Source organism: Nocardia sp. NPDC059228 (assembly GCF_042754245.1).
Taxonomy (GTDB): domain Bacteria; phylum Actinomycetota; class Actinomycetes; order Mycobacteriales; family Mycobacteriaceae; genus Nocardia.
The window spans coordinates 30,377-48,042 of the sequence record NZ_JBHZAL010000003.1; the positions used below are offsets into that span (position 1 = coordinate 30,377).

16 protein-coding genes are annotated in these 17,666 nt (G+C 67.3%); 12 read left to right on the forward strand and 4 right to left on the reverse strand.

Annotated elements, in window-relative coordinates:
* The first annotated feature begins 71 nt into the window (after positions 1-71).
* From rpsL to tuf, 4 genes are all read left to right on the forward strand, one after another.
* Positions 72-446 carry a 30S ribosomal protein S12 gene (rpsL, locus tag ACFXKA_RS06515; RefSeq protein ID WP_014353064.1) on the forward strand — a complete coding sequence of 125 codons (375 nt, stop codon included), beginning with the start codon at positions 72-74 and terminating at the stop codon, positions 444-446.
* Positions 446-916: a 30S ribosomal protein S7 gene (gene rpsG, locus ACFXKA_RS06520; protein ID WP_030517120.1), complete on the forward strand. Its 471-nt coding sequence runs from the start codon at positions 446-448 to the stop codon at positions 914-916. Before rpsL ends, rpsG begins: the two co-directional genes overlap by 1 nt.
* 178 nt (positions 917-1,094) lie before the next feature.
* Positions 1,095-3,197 carry an elongation factor G gene (fusA, locus tag ACFXKA_RS06525; RefSeq protein ID WP_354836486.1) on the forward strand — a complete coding sequence of 701 codons (2,103 nt, stop codon included), beginning with the start codon at positions 1,095-1,097 and terminating at the stop codon, positions 3,195-3,197.
* Between the two features lie 117 nt (positions 3,198-3,314).
* Positions 3,315-4,505, forward strand: a complete 1,191-nt coding sequence (tuf, locus tag ACFXKA_RS06530; RefSeq protein WP_354836484.1) for an elongation factor Tu — start codon at positions 3,315-3,317, stop codon at positions 4,503-4,505.
* Positions 4,506-4,779: 274 nt separating this feature from the next.
* On the opposite strand, the gene ACFXKA_RS06535 is transcribed toward tuf, so the two are convergent.
* Entirely contained in the window at positions 4,780-5,559 is a 780-nt protein-coding gene (locus ACFXKA_RS06535; protein WP_354836482.1) for an aspartate/glutamate racemase family protein, read from the reverse strand.
* 303 nt (positions 5,560-5,862) lie between these two features.
* Positions 5,863-7,083, reverse strand: coding sequence for an NAD(P)/FAD-dependent oxidoreductase (locus tag ACFXKA_RS06540; protein ID WP_379426387.1), 1,221 nt, complete (start codon positions 7,081-7,083; stop codon positions 5,863-5,865).
* Between the two features lie 157 nt (positions 7,084-7,240).
* On the opposite strand from ACFXKA_RS06540, the gene ACFXKA_RS06545 reads away from it, so the two are divergent.
* From ACFXKA_RS06545 to ACFXKA_RS06570, 6 genes are all read left to right on the forward strand, one after another.
* A complete protein-coding gene (locus ACFXKA_RS06545; protein WP_379426388.1) occupies positions 7,241-7,594 on the forward strand; it encodes an SPW repeat protein in 354 nt (117 codons plus the stop codon).
* A 241-nt stretch (positions 7,595-7,835) separates the two neighbouring features.
* Entirely contained in the window at positions 7,836-8,453 is a 618-nt protein-coding gene (locus tag ACFXKA_RS06550) for a helix-turn-helix domain-containing protein (protein ID WP_354836476.1), read from the forward strand.
* Positions 8,454-8,517: 64 nt separating this feature from the next.
* Positions 8,518-8,865: a lipase family protein gene (locus ACFXKA_RS06555; RefSeq protein WP_379426389.1), complete on the forward strand. Its 348-nt coding sequence runs from the start codon at positions 8,518-8,520 to the stop codon at positions 8,863-8,865.
* 115 nt (positions 8,866-8,980) lie between these two features.
* Complete coding sequence (locus ACFXKA_RS06560) at positions 8,981-10,087, forward strand: hypothetical protein (RefSeq protein WP_379426390.1); 1,107 nt, start codon at positions 8,981-8,983, stop codon at positions 10,085-10,087.
* 56 nt (positions 10,088-10,143) lie between these two features.
* Positions 10,144-10,923: a DNA alkylation repair protein gene (locus tag ACFXKA_RS06565; protein ID WP_379426391.1), complete on the forward strand. Its 780-nt coding sequence runs from the start codon at positions 10,144-10,146 to the stop codon at positions 10,921-10,923.
* Between the two features lie 328 nt (positions 10,924-11,251).
* Positions 11,252-11,839 (forward strand): transglycosylase SLT domain-containing protein, encoded by a 588-nt coding sequence (locus tag ACFXKA_RS06570; RefSeq protein WP_379426392.1) that lies wholly within the window; start codon positions 11,252-11,254, stop codon positions 11,837-11,839.
* 111 nt (positions 11,840-11,950) lie between these two features.
* Here ACFXKA_RS06570 and ACFXKA_RS06575 read toward each other — a convergent pair whose 3' ends face one another.
* Positions 11,951-13,006, reverse strand: coding sequence for a 2Fe-2S iron-sulfur cluster-binding protein (locus tag ACFXKA_RS06575; protein ID WP_379426393.1), 1,056 nt, complete (start codon positions 13,004-13,006; stop codon positions 11,951-11,953).
* A gap of 72 nt (positions 13,007-13,078) precedes the next feature.
* Positions 13,079-13,699, reverse strand: a complete 621-nt coding sequence (gene mftR2, locus ACFXKA_RS06580; RefSeq protein ID WP_354836466.1) for a mycofactocin system transcriptional regulator MftR2 — start codon at positions 13,697-13,699, stop codon at positions 13,079-13,081.
* 389 nt (positions 13,700-14,088) lie between these two features.
* Here mftR2 and mftF point away from each other — a divergent pair, with 389 nt between their 5' ends.
* On the forward strand, positions 14,089-15,486 hold the full coding sequence (mftF, locus tag ACFXKA_RS06585) for a mycofactocin biosynthesis glycosyltransferase MftF (RefSeq protein ID WP_354836464.1): 1,398 nt from the start codon (positions 14,089-14,091) through the stop codon (positions 15,484-15,486).
* 389 nt (positions 15,487-15,875) lie between these two features.
* Positions 15,876-17,228, forward strand: coding sequence for a GAF domain-containing protein (locus ACFXKA_RS06590; RefSeq protein ID WP_354836462.1), 1,353 nt, complete (start codon positions 15,876-15,878; stop codon positions 17,226-17,228).
* Positions 17,229-17,666: the final 438 nt, after the last annotated feature.

Sequence of the window (17,666 nt, forward strand, 5' to 3'; positions counted from 1 at the left end):
ACAGGGCGGAAAGCTCGAATGACAAAGACATGAAGTTCCAGACACCTGGTTACTAAAAGGAAAGCCGGTCTATGCCAACCATCAACCAGCTGGTCCGCAAGGGTCGCCGCGACAAGGTCGCCAAGACCAAGACTGCGGCCCTCAAGGGGAGCCCGCAGCGTCGTGGCGTGTGCACCCGCGTGTACACCACGACCCCGAAGAAGCCGAACTCCGCGCTGCGTAAGGTCGCGCGTGTTCGCCTGACCAGCGCGGTCGAGGTCACGGCTTACATCCCCGGTGAGGGCCACAACCTGCAGGAGCACTCGATGGTGCTCGTCCGCGGCGGTCGTGTGAAGGACCTCCCGGGTGTGCGCTACAAGATCATCCGCGGCTCGCTCGACACCCAGGGTGTCAAGAACCGCAAGCAGGCCCGCAGCCGCTACGGCGCCAAGAAGGAGAAGAGCTAATGCCGCGCAAGGGTCCCGCTCCCAAGCGTCCCCTGATCAACGACCCGGTCTACGGCTCGCCCCTGGTGACGCAGCTGGTCAACAAGATCCTGCTGGACGGCAAGAAGTCCACCGCCGAGCGCATCGTCTACGGCGCCCTCGAGCAGGCTCGTGAGAAGACCGGCACCGACCCGGTCGTCACCCTCAAGCGCGCGCTCGACAACGTCAAGCCCGCCCTCGAGGTGAAGCCCCGCCGCGTCGGTGGCGCCACCTACCAGGTGCCGGTCGAGGTTCGTCCCGGCCGCGCCAACACCCTGGCGCTGCGCTGGCTGGTCAACTACTCCCGCGCTCGTCGCGAGAAGACCATGATCGAGCGTCTGGCCAACGAGCTGCTGGACGCCAGCAACGGCCTGGGCGCTTCGGTGAAGCGTCGCGAGGACACCCACAAGATGGCCGAGTCCAACCGGGCCTTCGCGCACTACCGCTGGTGACCTGTGGCCCGGCCCTCCGTTCGGAAGTGCCGGGAGACGAGTCACATGTCGGGCGCGACAGCTGAGCTGTTCCAAGCGAGGCACCCACGCGTCGCGCCCGACGTTGACACCGAGGGCTTCGGAGAACTCGAGGCCTATCCCGTTGAATCCCAACTAGCTACGAGCGGGGAAGATTTCCGTGGCACAGGACGTGCTCACCGACCTGCACAAGGTCCGCAACATCGGCATCATGGCCCACATCGATGCCGGTAAGACGACGACTACCGAACGCATCCTCTTCTACACCGGTATCACCTACAAGATCGGTGAGGTGCACGACGGCGCCGCCACCATGGACTGGATGGCGCAGGAGCAGGAACGCGGCATCACCATCACGTCGGCCGCGACGACCTGTTTCTGGAAAGACAACCAGATCAACATCATCGACACCCCCGGCCACGTGGACTTCACGGTCGAGGTCGAGCGCTCGCTGCGCGTCCTCGACGGCGCCGTCGCGGTGTTCGATGGCAAGGAAGGCGTCGAGCCGCAGTCCGAGCAGGTGTGGCGCCAGGCCGACAAGTACGACGTCCCGCGCATCTGCTTCGTCAACAAGATGGACAAGCTGGGCGCCGACTTCTACTTCACCGTCCAGACCATCAAGGACCGCCTGGGTGCAAAGCCGCTGGTCATCCAGCTGCCGATCGGCGCCGAGGACACCTTCGAGGGCATCGTCGACCTGGTCGAGAACAATGCCAAGGTCTGGCGGGGCGAGACCAAGCTCGGTGAGCAGTACGAGGTCGTCGAGATCCCGGCCGATCTGAAGGACCGCGCCGAGCAGTACCGCCAGGAGCTGCTCGAGACCGTCGCCGAGTCCGATGAGGCCCTGCTGGAGAAGTTCTTCGGCGGCGAGGAGCTCTCGGTCGAGGAGATCAAGGGCGCCATCCGCAAGATGACCGTGAACTCGGAGCTCTACCCGGTGCTCTGCGGTTCGGCGTTCAAGAACAAGGGCGTGCAGCCCATGCTCGACGCCGTCATCGACTACCTGCCGTCCCCGCTGGACGTCGAGTCCGTGCACGGTCACGTGCCGGGCAAGGAGGACGAGGTCCTCACCCGCAAGCCGAGCTCGGACGAGCCGTTCGCGGCGCTGGCGTTCAAGATCGCCACCCACCCGTTCTTCGGCAAGCTGACCTACGTCCGCGTGTACTCGGGCCGGGTCGACTCCGGCGCCCAGGTCATCAACGCGACCAAGGGCAAGAAGGAGCGTCTGGGCAAGCTGTTCCAGATGCACTCCAACAAGGAGAACCCGGTTTCCGAGGGTGTGGCCGGCCACATCTACGCGGTCATCGGCCTGAAGGACACCACCACGGGTGACACCCTGTGCGATCCGCAGAACCAGATCGTGCTCGAGTCCATGACCTTCCCGGACCCGGTCATCGAGGTGGCCATCGAGCCGAAGACCAAGGCCGACCAGGAGAAGCTGGGCGTCGCGATCCAGAAGTTCGCGGAGGAGGACCCCACCTTCAACGTGAAGCTGGACCAGGAGACCGGCCAGACCGTCATCGGCGGTATGGGCGAGCTGCAGCTCGACATCTACGTGGACCGCATGAAGCGCGAGTTCAAGGTCGAGGCCAACATCGGCAAGCCGCAGGTGGCGTACCGCGAGACCATCACCAAGAAGGTCGAGAAGCTCGAGTACACCCACAAGAAGCAGACCGGTGGCTCGGGTCAGTTCGCCCGCGTGATCATCGGCCTGGAGCCCTTCGTGGGCGAGGACGGCGCGACGTACGAGTTCGAGAACAAGGTCACCGGTGGCCGCGTTCCGCGTGAGTACATCCCGTCGGTCGACGCCGGTGCTCAGGACGCCATGCAGTACGGTGTCCTCGCTGGATTCCCGCTGGTCAACATGAAGGTCTCGCTGCTCGACGGCGCCTACCACGAGGTCGACTCCTCGGAAATGGCGTTCAAGATCGCCGGCGCGATGGCCCTCAAGGAAGCGGCCCGCAAGGCCGGTCCGGTGATCCTCGAGCCGCTCATGGCTGTCGAGGTCACCACGCCCGAGGATTACATGGGCGAAGTGATCGGCGACCTGAACTCCCGCCGTGGCCAGATCCAGGCCATGGAGGAACGCAGTGGTGCCCGTGTCGTCAAGGCGCTGGTTCCGCTCTCGGAGATGTTCGGCTACATCGGTGACCTGCGGTCGAAGACCCAGGGCCGAGCGAACTTCTCGATGGTGTTCGATTCGTACGCGGAGGTTCCGGCCAACGTGTCGAAGGAGATCATCGCCAAGGCGACCGGCGAGTAAATCGCTGCGGGACGGGTTTGCGAGAATCCGTCCCGAATCGGTCGTCTGAACGACCCCCTGTAAGAAAAAACCGCACTGCTGCAAAAGCAACGCACTAACTAGTCCAGGAGGACAACAGTGGCGAAGGCGAAGTTCGAGCGGACGAAGCCCCACGTCAACATCGGCACCATTGGTCACGTCGACCACGGCAAGACCACGCTGACTGCCGCGATCACCAAGGTGCTGGCTGACACCTACCCGGACGTGAACGCTGCGTTCGCGTTCGACCAGATCGACAAGGCGCCGGAGGAGAAGGCTCGTGGTATCACGATCAACATCTCCCACGTCGAGTACCAGACCGAGAAGCGCCACTACGCGCACGTCGACGCCCCCGGTCACGCGGACTACATCAAGAACATGATCACCGGTGCCGCCCAGATGGACGGCGCGATCCTGGTCGTGGCCGCCACCGACGGCCCGATGCCGCAGACCCGTGAGCACGTGCTGCTCGCCCGCCAGGTCGGCGTGCCCTACATCCTGGTCGCGCTGAACAAGTCCGACATGGTCGACGACGAGGAAATCCTCGAGCTCGTCGAGATGGAGGTCCGCGAGCTGCTGGCTTCGCAGGAGTTCGACGAGGATGCCCCCGTCGTGCGCGTCTCCGGCCTGAAGGCGCTCGAGGGCGACCCGAAGTGGACCCAGTCCGTGCTGGAGCTCATGAACGCCGTCGACGAGTCGATCCCGGACCCGGTCCGTGAGACCGACAAGCCGTTCCTGATGCCGATCGAGGACGTCTTCACGATCACCGGTCGTGGCACCGTCGTCACCGGTCGTATCGAGCGCGGTGTGATCAACGTGAACGAGGAAGTCGAGATCGTCGGCATCCGCGAGAAGTCGCAGAAGACCACCATCACCGGTGTCGAGATGTTCCGCAAGCTGCTGGACCAGGGCCAGGCGGGCGACAACGTCGGTCTGCTGGTTCGTGGTCTGAAGCGTGACGACGTCGAGCGTGGTCAGGTCGTCGTGAAGCCGGGCACCACCACCCCGCACACCGAGTTCGAGGGCCAGGCGTACATCCTGTCGAAGGACGAGGGTGGCCGCCACACCCCGTTCTTCAACAACTACCGCCCGCAGTTCTACTTCCGTACCACTGACGTGACCGGCGTCGTGACCCTCCCCGAGGGCACCGAGATGGTCATGCCGGGCGACAACACCGAGATGAGCGTCAAGCTCATCCAGCCGGTCGCCATGGACGAGGGCCTGCGTTTCGCGATCCGTGAGGGTGGCCGCACCGTCGGTGCCGGTCGCGTCACCAAGATCATCAAGTGATTTTCCGAAATCACTGGTGATTCTCTGAATCGCTGACGAACGGCGTCGCTCCGAAAGGAGCGGCGCCGTTCGCGTTTCCGCGCTCCGGTTCGCCCGGTGCACCACGCGATCCGGACGTACCCGCTGAATCGGGTGACCTGCGACCGACCCGCGGGTACCTATGGCGGCCTGGTCGAGGGCATGCGGATGTCGGCGGCCATGGCCACTTCAGGCCGAAGCCAGGCGACGCGCCGCCGTGCAATATGCACTGGTGGCGAACAGTTTCCGACTTCCGTCAGCAGACCTGCGCCTGCGAGGCTGTCGCGCCGAGCAGGCGGCCGGATTCGAAAGCGGCTGCGGCCATGGGGAGTTGGGCGGTACGGCCGGAGGCCAGGACGCGGACGGTGCCGGCGCCCGCGGTGGGGCGGTCGAGGGCGTCCATGCGGCGGAGGGTTTGGCCGGCGACGGCTTCGGCGCTGTCGAAGACGCGGACGCCGGGGGGGAGAGCGGTGAGGATGTCGTCCAGGACGAGGGGGTAGTGGGTGCAGCCGAGGACGATGCCCTCGGTGTCGGCGGGGGTGCGGGCGGCGGCGTCGGCGATGGCCTCGGCGATGACGGCGAGGTCGCCGCGGTCGATGGCGTCGGCCAGGCCGTGGCAGGCGACGCCGGTGATGTCGGCGTCGCCGCCGAAGCGGGCGATGAGGTCGGCCTGGTAGGCGCTGGCGGTGGTGGCCGCGGTCGCCCAGACCGCCACCTTCCGGCAGGCCGCCGCGGCGGGTTTGATGGCGGGCACGGTGCCGATGACCGGCACGCCGGGGCCGACCATGGTGCGGACGTGTTCGAGGGCCTGCACGCTGGCGGTATTGCAGGGCAGCACAATGACTTCCGCGCCCTCGCCCAGGGCGAGGCGCGCGGTGTCCAGTACCCGGTCGATGACCCACTGCTCGGGTTTGGGCCCCCACGGCGCGCCGTCGGGATCGTTGAGCAGCAGCAGGTCGAGATCGGGCCGCAGCTTCCGCAACCAGGCGGCCGTCGGGAGCAGCCCCAGTCCGGAGTCGATGAGCGCGACGATCACACCCTGCACGGTAGTGAAGGAACCGCCTCCGCCGCGAACCGCGGGTCGAAAAACCGCGCGGGCGTGGCGCAGCCGACCGCGGCGGAGAGGCTCAGCTGGACCGCGGTAGAGAGGCTCAGCCGGACCGCGGTAGAGAGGCTCAGCTGGACCGCGGTAGAGAGGCTCAGCCGGACCGCGGTAGAGAGGCTCAGCCGGACCGCGGTAGAGAGGCTCAGCCGACCGCGGAAGAGAGGCTCAGCCGACCGCGGAAGAGAGGCTCAGCCGACCGCGGAAGAGAGGCTCAGCCGACCGCGGTAGAGAGCCTCAGCCGACCGTCGCCGAGGGCCGCAGGGTCGCGGCGAGCTGGGCGCGGGCCTTCATGACCTTGCCGGCCATGCTCGCGCCGACGACCGCGACGAGTTCGCCGCCGCGCAGGTAGTGGGCGAGGAACTTGCGCCCCTTGTCCTCGACGATCTGCACCTCGTCGGCGAGCGCCGGGATGCCGAGCACCTGGATCTTCATGTCGTATTGGTCGCTCCACACGTAGGGCACCTGCACCTCGGCGGACCGGTCGGCGCCCAGCAGCGCGGCGGCCAGCAGCTGGGCCTGCTCACCGGCATTGGTCCAGTGTTCGACGCGCTTGTTGCGACCGCTCGCGTGCGGCCAGGCGGCCACATCGCCGACCGCCCAGACGCCCGGGACGCTGGTGCGTCCGGTGTGGTCGGTGAGGACCCCGCCGCCCTCGGCGGGCGCGGCCAGCGGGATGCCGGAGTCGTCGAGCCAGCCGGTGACGGGCACCGATCCGATGCCGATGACCACCAGATCGGCGTCGATCTCGCTGCCGTCGGTCAGCCGTACGCCGCGGACCCTGTCGCCCTCGGTGGCAAGTGCGGAGTCGTCCTCGGTGACAAGCGATTCCACGCCGATCCCGCACCGCAGTTCGACGCCCTCGGTTTCGTGGAGCCGTGCCACCAGCGCGCCGACCTGTTCGCCGAGTGCGGCGAACAGGGGAGTGGGCTGGGGTTCGACGATGGTCACCGCGAGGCCGCGGGACCGGAAGCTGGCGGCCAGTTCGCAGCCGATGAAGCCCGCGCCGACGATGACGGCCTGGCGTGCGCTGCCGAGGTGCTCGCGCAGGGCGTGGGCGTCGGAGTGCGAGCGGAGCACGTGGACGCCGGAGACCTCGGGCAGGCCCGGGATTCGACGCGGCCGCAAACCCGTGGCGATCACGAGGGCGTCGTATCCGGCTTCGCTGCCGTCGGAGAGCCGCACCCGCCGGGCGGCGGTGTCGACGCCGGTGGCGGCGACTCCCAGCCGCAGCCGGATGTGCTGCTCGGTGAAGAATTCCGCGGGCCGCAGGGCGGTGTCGTCGATTTCGCCGCGCACGTACTGTTTGGACAGCGGCGGCCGGTCGTAGGGTGCGCGGTTCTCGTCGCCCAGCAGGGTGAGTTCGCCGGTGTAACCCCCACGTCGCAGCTCTTCGGCCGTGCGCAGTCCCGCGAGGCCCGCGCCGACAATTAGAACGTGTTCTACCGAGTGCGACATGCGCCAACCATAGCGGTTCCCAAGGTCGCGCGCCGACGTGTCGACCGTCACACCCGAGATGCGGCCCAATCGTATCCGGGTATTTATTGATCGGTCGGTCAATCAGGAATACAACGGGATCAGAACATATTCCCTGGCCTTTCAAAGGAGGCATTCCATGTTCACCGTGAGTCGCGCGGAGCAGGCCATGACGGTCGTGCTCGGCGCAATCGCCGCGCTGTCCCCGATCTGGGTGGCGCACAGCAACCGCGCACTGTGGACCCTCGTGGTGCTCGGCGTGCTGGTCGCACTCGCGGGCCTGGCGCAGATCGCGGAAATGGCGACCGGCATGGTCGGCTACGCGCTCGCCGTGCTGGGCGTCCTGATGTTCATCTCCCCGTGGGTGATGAACTTCCACTCCTACAGCGGCGCATCCTGGGTCGCGTGGATCGTGGGTGCGTTGACGGTCGTGGTCGCGCTGGCGGAGATGCCCGAGGTGTCGGGCCGCTTCGGCGCAGCGGCGCATCACTGACCGATTCGCGGCGTGCCGGCCTCGGCTCTCCGTGATCACGGGTGCACAGCCCTCGTGAGCGCGGAGACGCAGCGAGGCCGGCGCGTCCGCGCGTTATGCTTGTCGTCTACGTCCGCCGACCGGTGGCGGCCGCCTCCGCGTCGAAGCGTGAGGAGGAAGTCGAGCAGTGCCCACATCACGCAGGGCGGAATCGGATTCGCCGCACACAGCAGAGTCTGAACTGCTGCGCAAGGTGGGACCCGTGCCCCGCCGGGTGGGGCGTCGTCGCAGCAAGAAGGTCGACGGTGATGCTCGCCAGCTCATCCTGGATGCCGCCGAAAGGCTTTTCGCGGCCCATGGATTCGACGCGACTCCCACGGCGTCCATCGCCGAGGACGCCGGGGTGCCCAAGGGCCTGATCTTCTACTACTTCCCGACCAAGGGCGCCATTCTGTCGGCGCTCATGGCCGAGCGGGTCCCCTCGCAGCCGCTGGACGATATCGAGTCGGTGGTGGTGCCGGGTGATCCGGCCAAGAGCCTGGTCAATATGGATGCCGCGCTGAATCTGCGCGAGAACAATTCCTCGGTGCTGCGGGTGATCTTGTGGCGTGAGGCCGATACCCACCCGGATGTGCGGAAACAATTGCGCCGCATGCGGGATCAGTTGCTGGACGCGACGGCACGGGTGCTGGCGGCGAGCGCGCCGGCCCCGGTGCAGCCGGGGACATTGCGGGCGTGTGCGGCGGCGTGGGTGTCGGCGATGCTGGCCATCGCGAGTACGGATCGGTTGCACGCCCTGGACGGGGTGCCGCTGCCGACGGCCGACGAGATTCTGAATGTGGCGCAGGTGGTGGCGGCGGGTATGACCCACCTGGGTTGAGCCGGCGGGAACCCGCTGCTCTCGGCACGCCGCCCGTGGCCGCGCCCGCGCAATGCCATGGCCAATGGCTGCACCAATCAGATCATGGCGATCGGCGCCGGGCACAGTGCGCCGCGAATTCGCGGCCGGCACCGCGCTGATCGACGATCCGGCGGTGATGTCGGTGCTGCAGGAGAACGGCCTGGAACTGTACGACGGGGTGCCGAATGCACCTATCTGCGAATGGCATTCGCCGAGTGATCCGCTGATTCCGGTGGACGCCATAGTGATACCGATCACCGCTATTGCGCGGCCGGATATGGATATGAATCCGTCCCCGGAACATTTGTCGGCGGCGGTGCTGGGACTGCCCGCCGCACTGCGGTGGATCGACGCGCGGCTGCGCGGCGAACCCGCTCCGGGCAATTGCTGAGCGGCGTCAACACCCCAATACTGTTGATCGTGAGCCGGTTTCGCGGTGCCTGCGCTCATGCCCCGGTCCGAGCCCGAGTCGCACCCCTTCCCGCGGGCCGGTAAGAATGTCGGCCATGGATGCCGATTTCACCACCGGCCCGGGGGATTCGCGCCCCGCGCGCCAGCCGGGCTACCGACTCACCCATCCCGACACCCCGTCACCGGGCACGTCGCCGAACCCGGTGCTGACCGGCATCGACACCGGCAGCTACGCCGGCCCGGGCCGAAACGGCCAGGAGCAGGCCGTGCAGTGGTCGACCGCGCCCGTAACCCTGCGTGCCACACCGGAACCCGAGGCGCTGCCGCGCCGGATCGCCCCCGATCTGCCGCAGCGCACCGCGGACCCGGAGGCGGTGGCCGCCCGGCTCGCCGCCGACGGCGAGCCGTTCTCGGCTCGGATCACCACCGACAGCGAACCGCTCGCGATGCCCGCCACCAATGGCGAGCCCTTTGCCGTACGACCCGCCACCAACGGGTCGCCCTACGCCCGATCCATGTCCGATAGCGGATCGTTCACCAGCGCAGCCCTCGACAGCGAGCTCTACGCGGCGGCGCCCGTGGCGGAGAACGAGACGATCGCCGTGCGCCCCGCGGCCAATGGCTCGCCGTACGCGGCCCATTCCGGTGTGCACGAGGATGTATTCGCGGCGAGCCGGCCCGCGGACCTCGAGGCTCCCACCGGTCGCCGGCACGCGCCGGACCCCGAGCCGCCGGCTCGGCTGGAGAGCCCCGCCCGTTTGGAGAGCCCGGCCCGTACGGAGAGCCCCGCCCGCATGGAAGACCTGGAGGCCGTCGCGGCCTCGCTGCGGGAGAGCGCGCCCGCTTCGCCGGCCGAGCCCGAGCGTCCGGCGACTGTCAAGCCCCGGCGGCGCGCCGCTCCGGAACCCGCTGTGGCGCAGCCTGATTCGGCCCTGGCCCAGACCAAGGCCGGCGCCGAGTTCCGGACCGGCGACGCCTCCATCGATCTGCACCACATCATGCGGCTGCTGGTGGCCAGCCACGATCTGGACGTGGCCGCGGCGGCGGTCGAATCCGGCGAGATCACCGTCGCCGAACTGGCCGACGTCGCGCGGCGCACCCGCACGGCGGCCGTGGAATTGGTGGCGGCCTGGTACGGCGGAGCGGATCACATGCGGAAATTCGGCGAGGTGCTGTTACAGGCCGCGGCTGAAACCGCTTGAGAGAGATCTAGGATTCGTTCGACAGACTTCTCCGGCCCATGGACGCAGGAGGCGCGATGAGCGGAACCGGCGTGCCGTCGAAAACCCTGACGGCGGCGGCGGTGCAGGCGGAATTGGCGGCCTTCGCCGATCCGGCCGACGCGGCGCATCTGCAGCGGTTCTTCAAAACCGGGCCGGGTGAGTACGGGGAAGGGGATGTATTCATCGGCGTCCGGGTTCCGCAGACCCGGAAGGCGGTGAAACAATTTGCCGGCCTGCCGCTTTCGGAGATCGATCTGTTGCTCGACAGTCCGGTGCACGAGCACCGGCTGGCCGGATTGGTGATTCTGAACGGCGAAATGGCCAGGGCGACACGCAAACGCGGGGGCGGGACACACAATCGCGGCGGCGATGCGGCGCGACAACGGGAGATCGTCGATCTGTATGTGGCGGCCGTGCGCCGCGGCCGGGTGAACAACTGGGATCTGGTGGATTCCTCGGCCGAGTTCATTCTCGGCCCGTGGCTGTTCGAACGCCCCCGGGACCTGCTCGACGAATTCGCGGCGGGGGATTCGCTCTGGGAGCGGCGGGTGGCCTTGCTGACCACATTCGCGTTCATCAAGCAGGGCGATACCGCGACCACGCTCGAGCTCTGCGAGCGCCTGCTCTCCGATCGCCGCGATCTGATCCAGAAGGCGGTGGGCTGGATGCTGCGGGAGATCGGCAAGCGGGTGGATTCCGCGATTCTCACCGGATTTCTGGACGCACACGCGGCGGATATGGGCCGTACCGCGCTGAGTTACGCGACCGAGCATCTCGCTCCCGAACAGCGGGCGAAGTACCGCGCGCAGCGGTGATCCGCGAGTGAAACGGGCCCAGCAGATGACGCTGCCGGATTGCTGTGACGAACCACTCGGCCAGTTCGCACCGAGTGTTCATCCTGTGTTCAGTTTACGTTTACTTGGCGAGATCAGTCTGTGATCAGTCGGTGAAGGCCGATACCAGCTCGAAATGAGCCGGTGACTACCACGCAGAGACCGCCGCCTTCGGCGGGAGCGTGACTGAACGGTGATAGCTGGGAAATTTCCCAGATCTCGTTCCGCCACTTGCACATCACAACCCATGCAGTGCATCGGCGAGTCCCTCCGGGTGCCCGCCGTGGTGAGCTCTGCGCCTGTAATCACCATGATCAAACGAAACCTGTTCGCCCAGCCCGTCAAGACCATCACCGGCGCAGCCGCCGCGGCCCTGGCCGTCTCGGCCGTGATCGCCGCCGGTCCGGCCGCCGCCGACGTCAACGGCGTCCCGCCCGAGTTCCAGGCCACCGCTCAGCAGGTCCAGCAGCAGGCCACCCAGCTCGACAACGGCCTCCCCGCTGCGCAGCAGGACCAGGTCCGTCAGGTCGTCCAGGGCCTCCCGGCCCCGTTCAATCAGGTCCTCCCTCCGGCCTTCGCCAATGACCTGAACGGCTGGATCCAGAATGCCCTCTTCGTCATGGGCCAGCACGGCATCCCCGGCAGCTACGACGGCATCTTCCGCAACATCCAGCGTGAGTCGGGTGGCAACCCGCAGGCCATCAACCTGTACGACTCCAACGCCGCCGCGGGCATCCCGTCCAAGGGCCTGATGCAGGTCATCGATCCCACCTTCCAGGCGTACCACGTCGACGGAACGTCCTGGGACATCTACGACCCGGTCGCCAACATCACCGCCGCCTGCAACTACGCGGCGCACCGCTACGGCTCCATCGACAACGTCTTCTCGGCGTACTAGGCAGCACCGACTTTTCGGTTGCTCTGCGGGGTTCAGCGCCGCACCCCTCGAATAAGAATGTGGCCGCCGCGTTTTCGACGCGGCGGCCACATTTCGCTTTTCGCGGGCTCGTCAGAACTGGATCTTCAGGTGATCCGTCACCGGGCGGGCCTGGCAGCCGAGGATGTAGCCGTTGGCGATGTCCTCGGGGTCGAGGATTTCGGCGTTCTCCATTTCCACTTCGCCTTCGAGGACGGTGCAGGCGCAGGAGCCGCATTCGCCTTCGAGGCAGGAGTAGGGGACGTCGAGGCCCTTGGAGAGCATGATGTCGACCAGGGTCTGGCTGCGGGGCCAGGTCATCTCGTGGGTTTCGCCGTCGAGTTCGACCTCGACGCTGGCGGCGTCGGCGGCCTCCTCGGCGGTGATCTCGCTCGGGGCGACCTCTGCGAAGGGATCGCCGGAGAGCGAGTTGAAGACCTCGGCGTGGGTGCGGTTGCGGGGCATGCCGAGCTGGCCGAGGGCGTCGTGGACGCGGTCCATGAACGGCTTGGGGCCGCACATGAACGCCTCGTGCGCGACGTAGGGCGCGACCAGGGTGGCGAGGGCGTCGGCGGTGGGCAGGCCCTGCAGGTGCTCGAGCCAGTGGATCACGACCAGCCGCTGCGGGTGCTTGTCGGCCAGCTCGCGCAGTTCCCGGGCGAAGATGACCGAGTCGTGGTCGCGGTTGGCGTAGACGACCACGATGCGGCCGTTGCCGCGGGCCAGCGCCGACTTGAGGATGGACATCACCGGGGTGATGCCGCTGCCGGCCGCGAACAGCAGCAGGTCCTCGTCGAGGTTCTTGGGGGTGAAGACGCCCGAGGGCGGCAGCACCTCGAGCGAGTCGCCGGCTTTCACGTTGTCGCACACCCAGTTCGACGCGTACCCGTCGACGGTGCGCTTGACGGTCACCTTGGGCTTGTCGTCGGTGTGCGGCGAGCTGGCCAGCGAGTAGCAGCGGGCGACGGACCCGGTGAGGTCGCTGGGGATGCGCAGGGTCAGGAACTGGCCCGGCTGGTAGGTGAAACGCTCACGCAGGTCCTCGGGCACGTCGAATACCAGCGAGCAGGAGTCGGCCGTCTCGTTGATGACCGCGGAGACCCGCAGCACGGCCGATCGCGAGCTGTGCGGTACGTCGACGGTGGTCATAGTGTCCTCTCGAACCCGGCGGTGCTGGGCAGCCGGTGCAGTCTACCTAAACTAGAACGTGTTCTAGTTTGACTATACGTGGCCGTCCCGCTGCCGGACAAGCTGAGCTTCCAGGCCCGCGATCAGCACGTCCATCGAGAAGTCGTAGGAGTACTTGCCGCGGAGATCGGCCAGGTGCTTGGTGGCGCGCTCCACCGCCTCCGGAAGCACCCGGTCCAGCAGGCCCGCCCGATCGCGCGGGTTCACCTTCGAGCGCCCGAACAGATAGGTGTGGATGGTGGCATAGGCGGAGAGCACATTGCGCTCGTCGAAACCGGCGTCGAAGAGGATTTCCATGACGGCGGCGATCAGGTCCAGCTGTTTCCCGAGCATCTGCTCGATCAAGACGTCGCCGAGACCCGGGTGCTTGCGCAATTTCTCATCGATCTGGTCGATCAGATCCCGCAATCGCATTTGCCACGTGCCGAATTCGGGTGGCGGCTTGCGCACGCCGGTGAGGGCGGCGGTGGCGACCAGATCGAGTAGCTCGCGCTTGTCGGCGACGTAGTAATAGGGGGCCATCGGCGAAACTCCGAGTTCGCGGGAGAGCCGTCGCATGGACAGCTTCTCCACACCGTCCTGCCGGACCACCCGCAGGGCGGCCTCGACGATCTCGGATTCCGAGAGGGTGTTACCGCCCCCGCCTGTCTGCATGCGCCCGACTCCCATACCGCCTCGACCACCACGGGCACGGATTTCCGTCCCCTACCTGTTCAACTGCCGATTTTCCTCACGCAGTGTAGAGCGCTCCCCGCATCCGCCGTCGAGCTACGGTCCGATGCGCGGGCAAGGCCGAATCCCGGCCCGAGATTCCCCATTTCTCGAGAACCTGTCGGAAGCTCACCCGGAGGTTCGCGGCCGTCTCGATTCTGGACTGCGGCTTGATAGACCTCCGCCTTGGAGTGGGGGAGCGAAGCGGAGGAGCGGAGGAGGGAAGAATCGAGACCTCCGGGCCGCGAACCCGCCCCGGAGCGAAGCGGAGGGCAATTAGACACAGCGCGCCAATCATCATTGCCAGTGGTTGGCTGACTTAGCATTCGGGAATGCGCCATGATCGCCTTCCCGATGGTTTCGGGGTGCGAATCGATCCCAGGGTGCGCACTTATTCCGGTGGACGGCTCCTGGTCGGCGGTACGCCGACGAGGTTGCTGCGGCTCGCCCCGGAAGCTGCGGCCTTGATCGGTGACGGGTACCTCGAGGTGACCGACCCCGCGTCGGCTCGGGTTGCCAGACGTCTTCTCGATTCCGGCGTCGCGAATCCGCGCCCGCGGCTGCTGCCGTCGCTGGAGGACGTCACCGTGATCGTCCCGGTGCACAACAATGCCCCCGAGCTGTCCCGGCTGCTGTCGGCGCTGCGCGGCCACACGGTGATCGTGGTGGACGACGGCTCGGATCAGCCGGTGCAGATCCCGGATGCCAGAAGCCGCTGCCGGATCACGGTGCTGCGCCGGGATCGCCGGTACGGGGCGGCCGCCGCCCGCAATTTCGGATTACAGGCCGCGGCAACCGAATTCGTGGCCTTCCTGGACCCGGAGGTGGTGCCCCGCACCGGCTGGCTGGAGGTCATGCTCGGGCACTTCAGCGATCCCAAGGTGGCGCTGGTAGCCCCGCGCATCCTGGCCATGGATCCGGACTCCACCCTGCTGGCCCGCTACGAGCACACCCGCGGCTCGGTGCATCGCGGCCGCCGCGAGTCGGCGGTGCACGCGCACGGCCCGGTGCCGTACGTGCCGAGTTCGGCGGTGCTGGTGCGCCGGCTGGCGCTACTCGGCGAGGGCGGGTTCGACGAGACCATGGCGGCGGGCGGCGATGTCGACCTGTGCTGGCGGCTGGACCGCGCGGGCTGGCGGCTGCGCTACGAACCGGCCGCGCGGGTGGCGCACAGCAATCCGGTGTCACTGCGAAAGTGGTTCGTCCACAAGGTCACCCACGGGACCGGTGTCGCGCCGCTGGCCCAGCGGCATCCCGGCCTGGCCGCGCCGCTGTCGCTGCCGATCTGGACCGCGGTGTCCGCGGTGCTATTGGGCACGATGTCGCGCTGGGGCGTGTTCGGCGGTCTGCTGATGCTGAGCGCCACCTTGGTCCGGCTACGCCGGGTCTTCGCCGGACTGGACAATCCGACCCGGGTGGCTGCCATCTATCTGACGCGGGGTTTCACCGGCGGCGTGTGGCGGCTGGCCACGGCCATGTGCCGGCACTACTGGCCGATCACGCTGCTGGGCATGCTGTGCTCGCGGCGGGTCCGTCATATCGCGTTCACCCTGGCCATGGCCGAGGGCCTGGCGGACTGGTTCACCCACCGGGAGCCGGGCAGCCTGGACCCGGTCCGGTACGTGCTGTGCCGGCGGTTGGACGATGTCGCCTACGGGACGGGTCTGTGGTGGGGTGCGGCCCGCATTCGCAGCGCGGCGGCGCTCGAGCCGACCCTGCCGACGAGCTGAATTCGACGCTGCTCCCGGGCTGCGGGAAGCTGTGCGTGAAGCGGTCGAGGTCGGTCGGGTCGATGTCCTCCACGGACCCACCCTGACACAGCGCACGGAGCGGGGCGGTACATTCGATGCACCGCACGGCCGTGAAACCCTGCTCACCGCAAGGGGATTCGAGCCTCGGCGGGCGGCCGTGACCGGTCCGCAGCGCCGCCGCAACCCTCCCGGACGGGGGAGCCACGCGCGGGTGCCGCGCTATCACTGAACACGCCGTGTTTAACAAAATGCTGTGTAGCTCACATTTTGTGAGGCGCCCGTTGGCGTGTGACCTGTCGGACAAACGTCCGGCTTCCGCCTTGAGGTCTTCGGTGCGCCGGTACTCTTTGGGGCGGAAAGAAAGGCAAATGGTCAGCAATCTCGCAGGTGGTGGGCAACCCAACCACGGCGTCGAACCGGGCAGTCAGCTCGGGGCGCTCGAAACATATGCCGCCCAGGCGCACGGATATCTCAGTGTGGGCGGGGATCAACTGGGGCAGTTGCCCGGCCTGCTGCGGCCGATGGTGCTCGAGTCATGGCTGCGCAGTCTGCGCGGCGGCGTCGATCCGATGGACGACGGAGACGGTCGTGGCCTGCGCGGCGCCGACCTCGAGCGTTACCGTGACGCGCATCCGATCGCCTCGGTCATGCCGTTGGTGGACAAGCTATTACTGCGCGACGCGACCAGTACCGGATTGATCGTGGTGGTGGCCGACCAGTTCGGCCGCGTGCTCTCGGTGCACGGCAATGCCGATCGGGTGCAGGCGGCCGCGGAGGCGGGCCTGCGCGAGGGCAATGACCTGAGCGAGCGCCGGGTGGGCACCAATGCGGTGGGCCTGGTGGTGCGCACCGGCCGCGCGGCCTGGATCCACGGGCCGGAGCATTTCCTGCATCGCATGCACCAGATCACCGGAGCCGCGGCGCCGGTGCACGATCCGGACGGCCGCCTGGTGGGCGTGCTGATGATTGCCGGCGGGGTGCGGGTGGCGCGCCCGGAGATCCTGGCGCTGGTGAAGGCGGCCGCGACGGCGGCGGAGATGGATCTGCTGCTGGCCGCGGTCCGTTCGGGTCAGGATCGCCGTTCGAACGCCGATGCGCCGGCGCCGGAGCGGCTGGGCCTGGAGGTGCTCGGGCTGGGGCAGCCGCAGCTGACGGTGGCGGGGGAGCGAGTCCCCCTGTCGCAGCGGCATGCCGAGATCCTGCTGCTGCTGGCCGAGCACACCGAGGGCCTGTCGGCCGATCACCTGGCGTTGCTGCTGGACGATGCGGATCTGGACAACGCCACCATTCGTGCGGCCATGTCGCGTTTGCGTTCGGTGGTCGGGTCGAATGTGTTCGGTTCGCGTCCCTATCGACTGCGCGTGCCGATCGCCACGGATGTGGAGGCGCTGCGCGCCGCGCTGGATTCCGGGGATGTGGATTCGGCGGTGCGGCTGTACGCGGGTCCGGTGCTGCCACGTTCCACGGCGCCTGGAGTTATAGACATTCGCGATGAATTGCGAGTGCGTCTGCGCACCGCCGTATTACGTTCCGGCGACGCTTCGGTCATGAGTCGGTGGACATCCGGTGCCGAGGGCCGTGACGATGCGGCCGCGTGGGCGGCCTATCGCGCCACCGTCGATCGTGAGTCTCCGCTGTATGCGCAGATCGAGGCCAAGATTCGCGTGCTGGATCGGCGCATGGGCGCCGATGCAACGCAGTTGCAACGTTTCGACTCATAGTCTCCACATCCGAAAGTGCGGTCGGTCACACCGCCGCCTTGTCATGTGGTCGTACCCACATTCATCGCGTTCTCGGCGCGCGGCGGTCGGCCAACTAGACGCTCGTCCAACTTTTTTTCGGGAAAAAGTTCCTTTTTATTGTGTAAACGCCTAGTGTCCACATGCATGAACGGCATCCCTGTGATGCAGGTGACAGTTGGAGGAGATCGGCAGCAGGACACCCCGGATGCGATGACCCGGAGGCACTCGCATCCCGGCCGGAGAGCCAGTAGGCCCGGCCGCTTCGAGCACTAGTTGGATCACGCGCGGATTCGCCGCGCATTCGTCGAATCACCCAGGGCGGTGCGATCTTTCGCGGCCTGGTGCGCCCTCGTCAGCCGAGCGCACCCAGGTCTATTTCGTGATGCCCGAAACCGTTGGTCGACATAGCAATTCGCC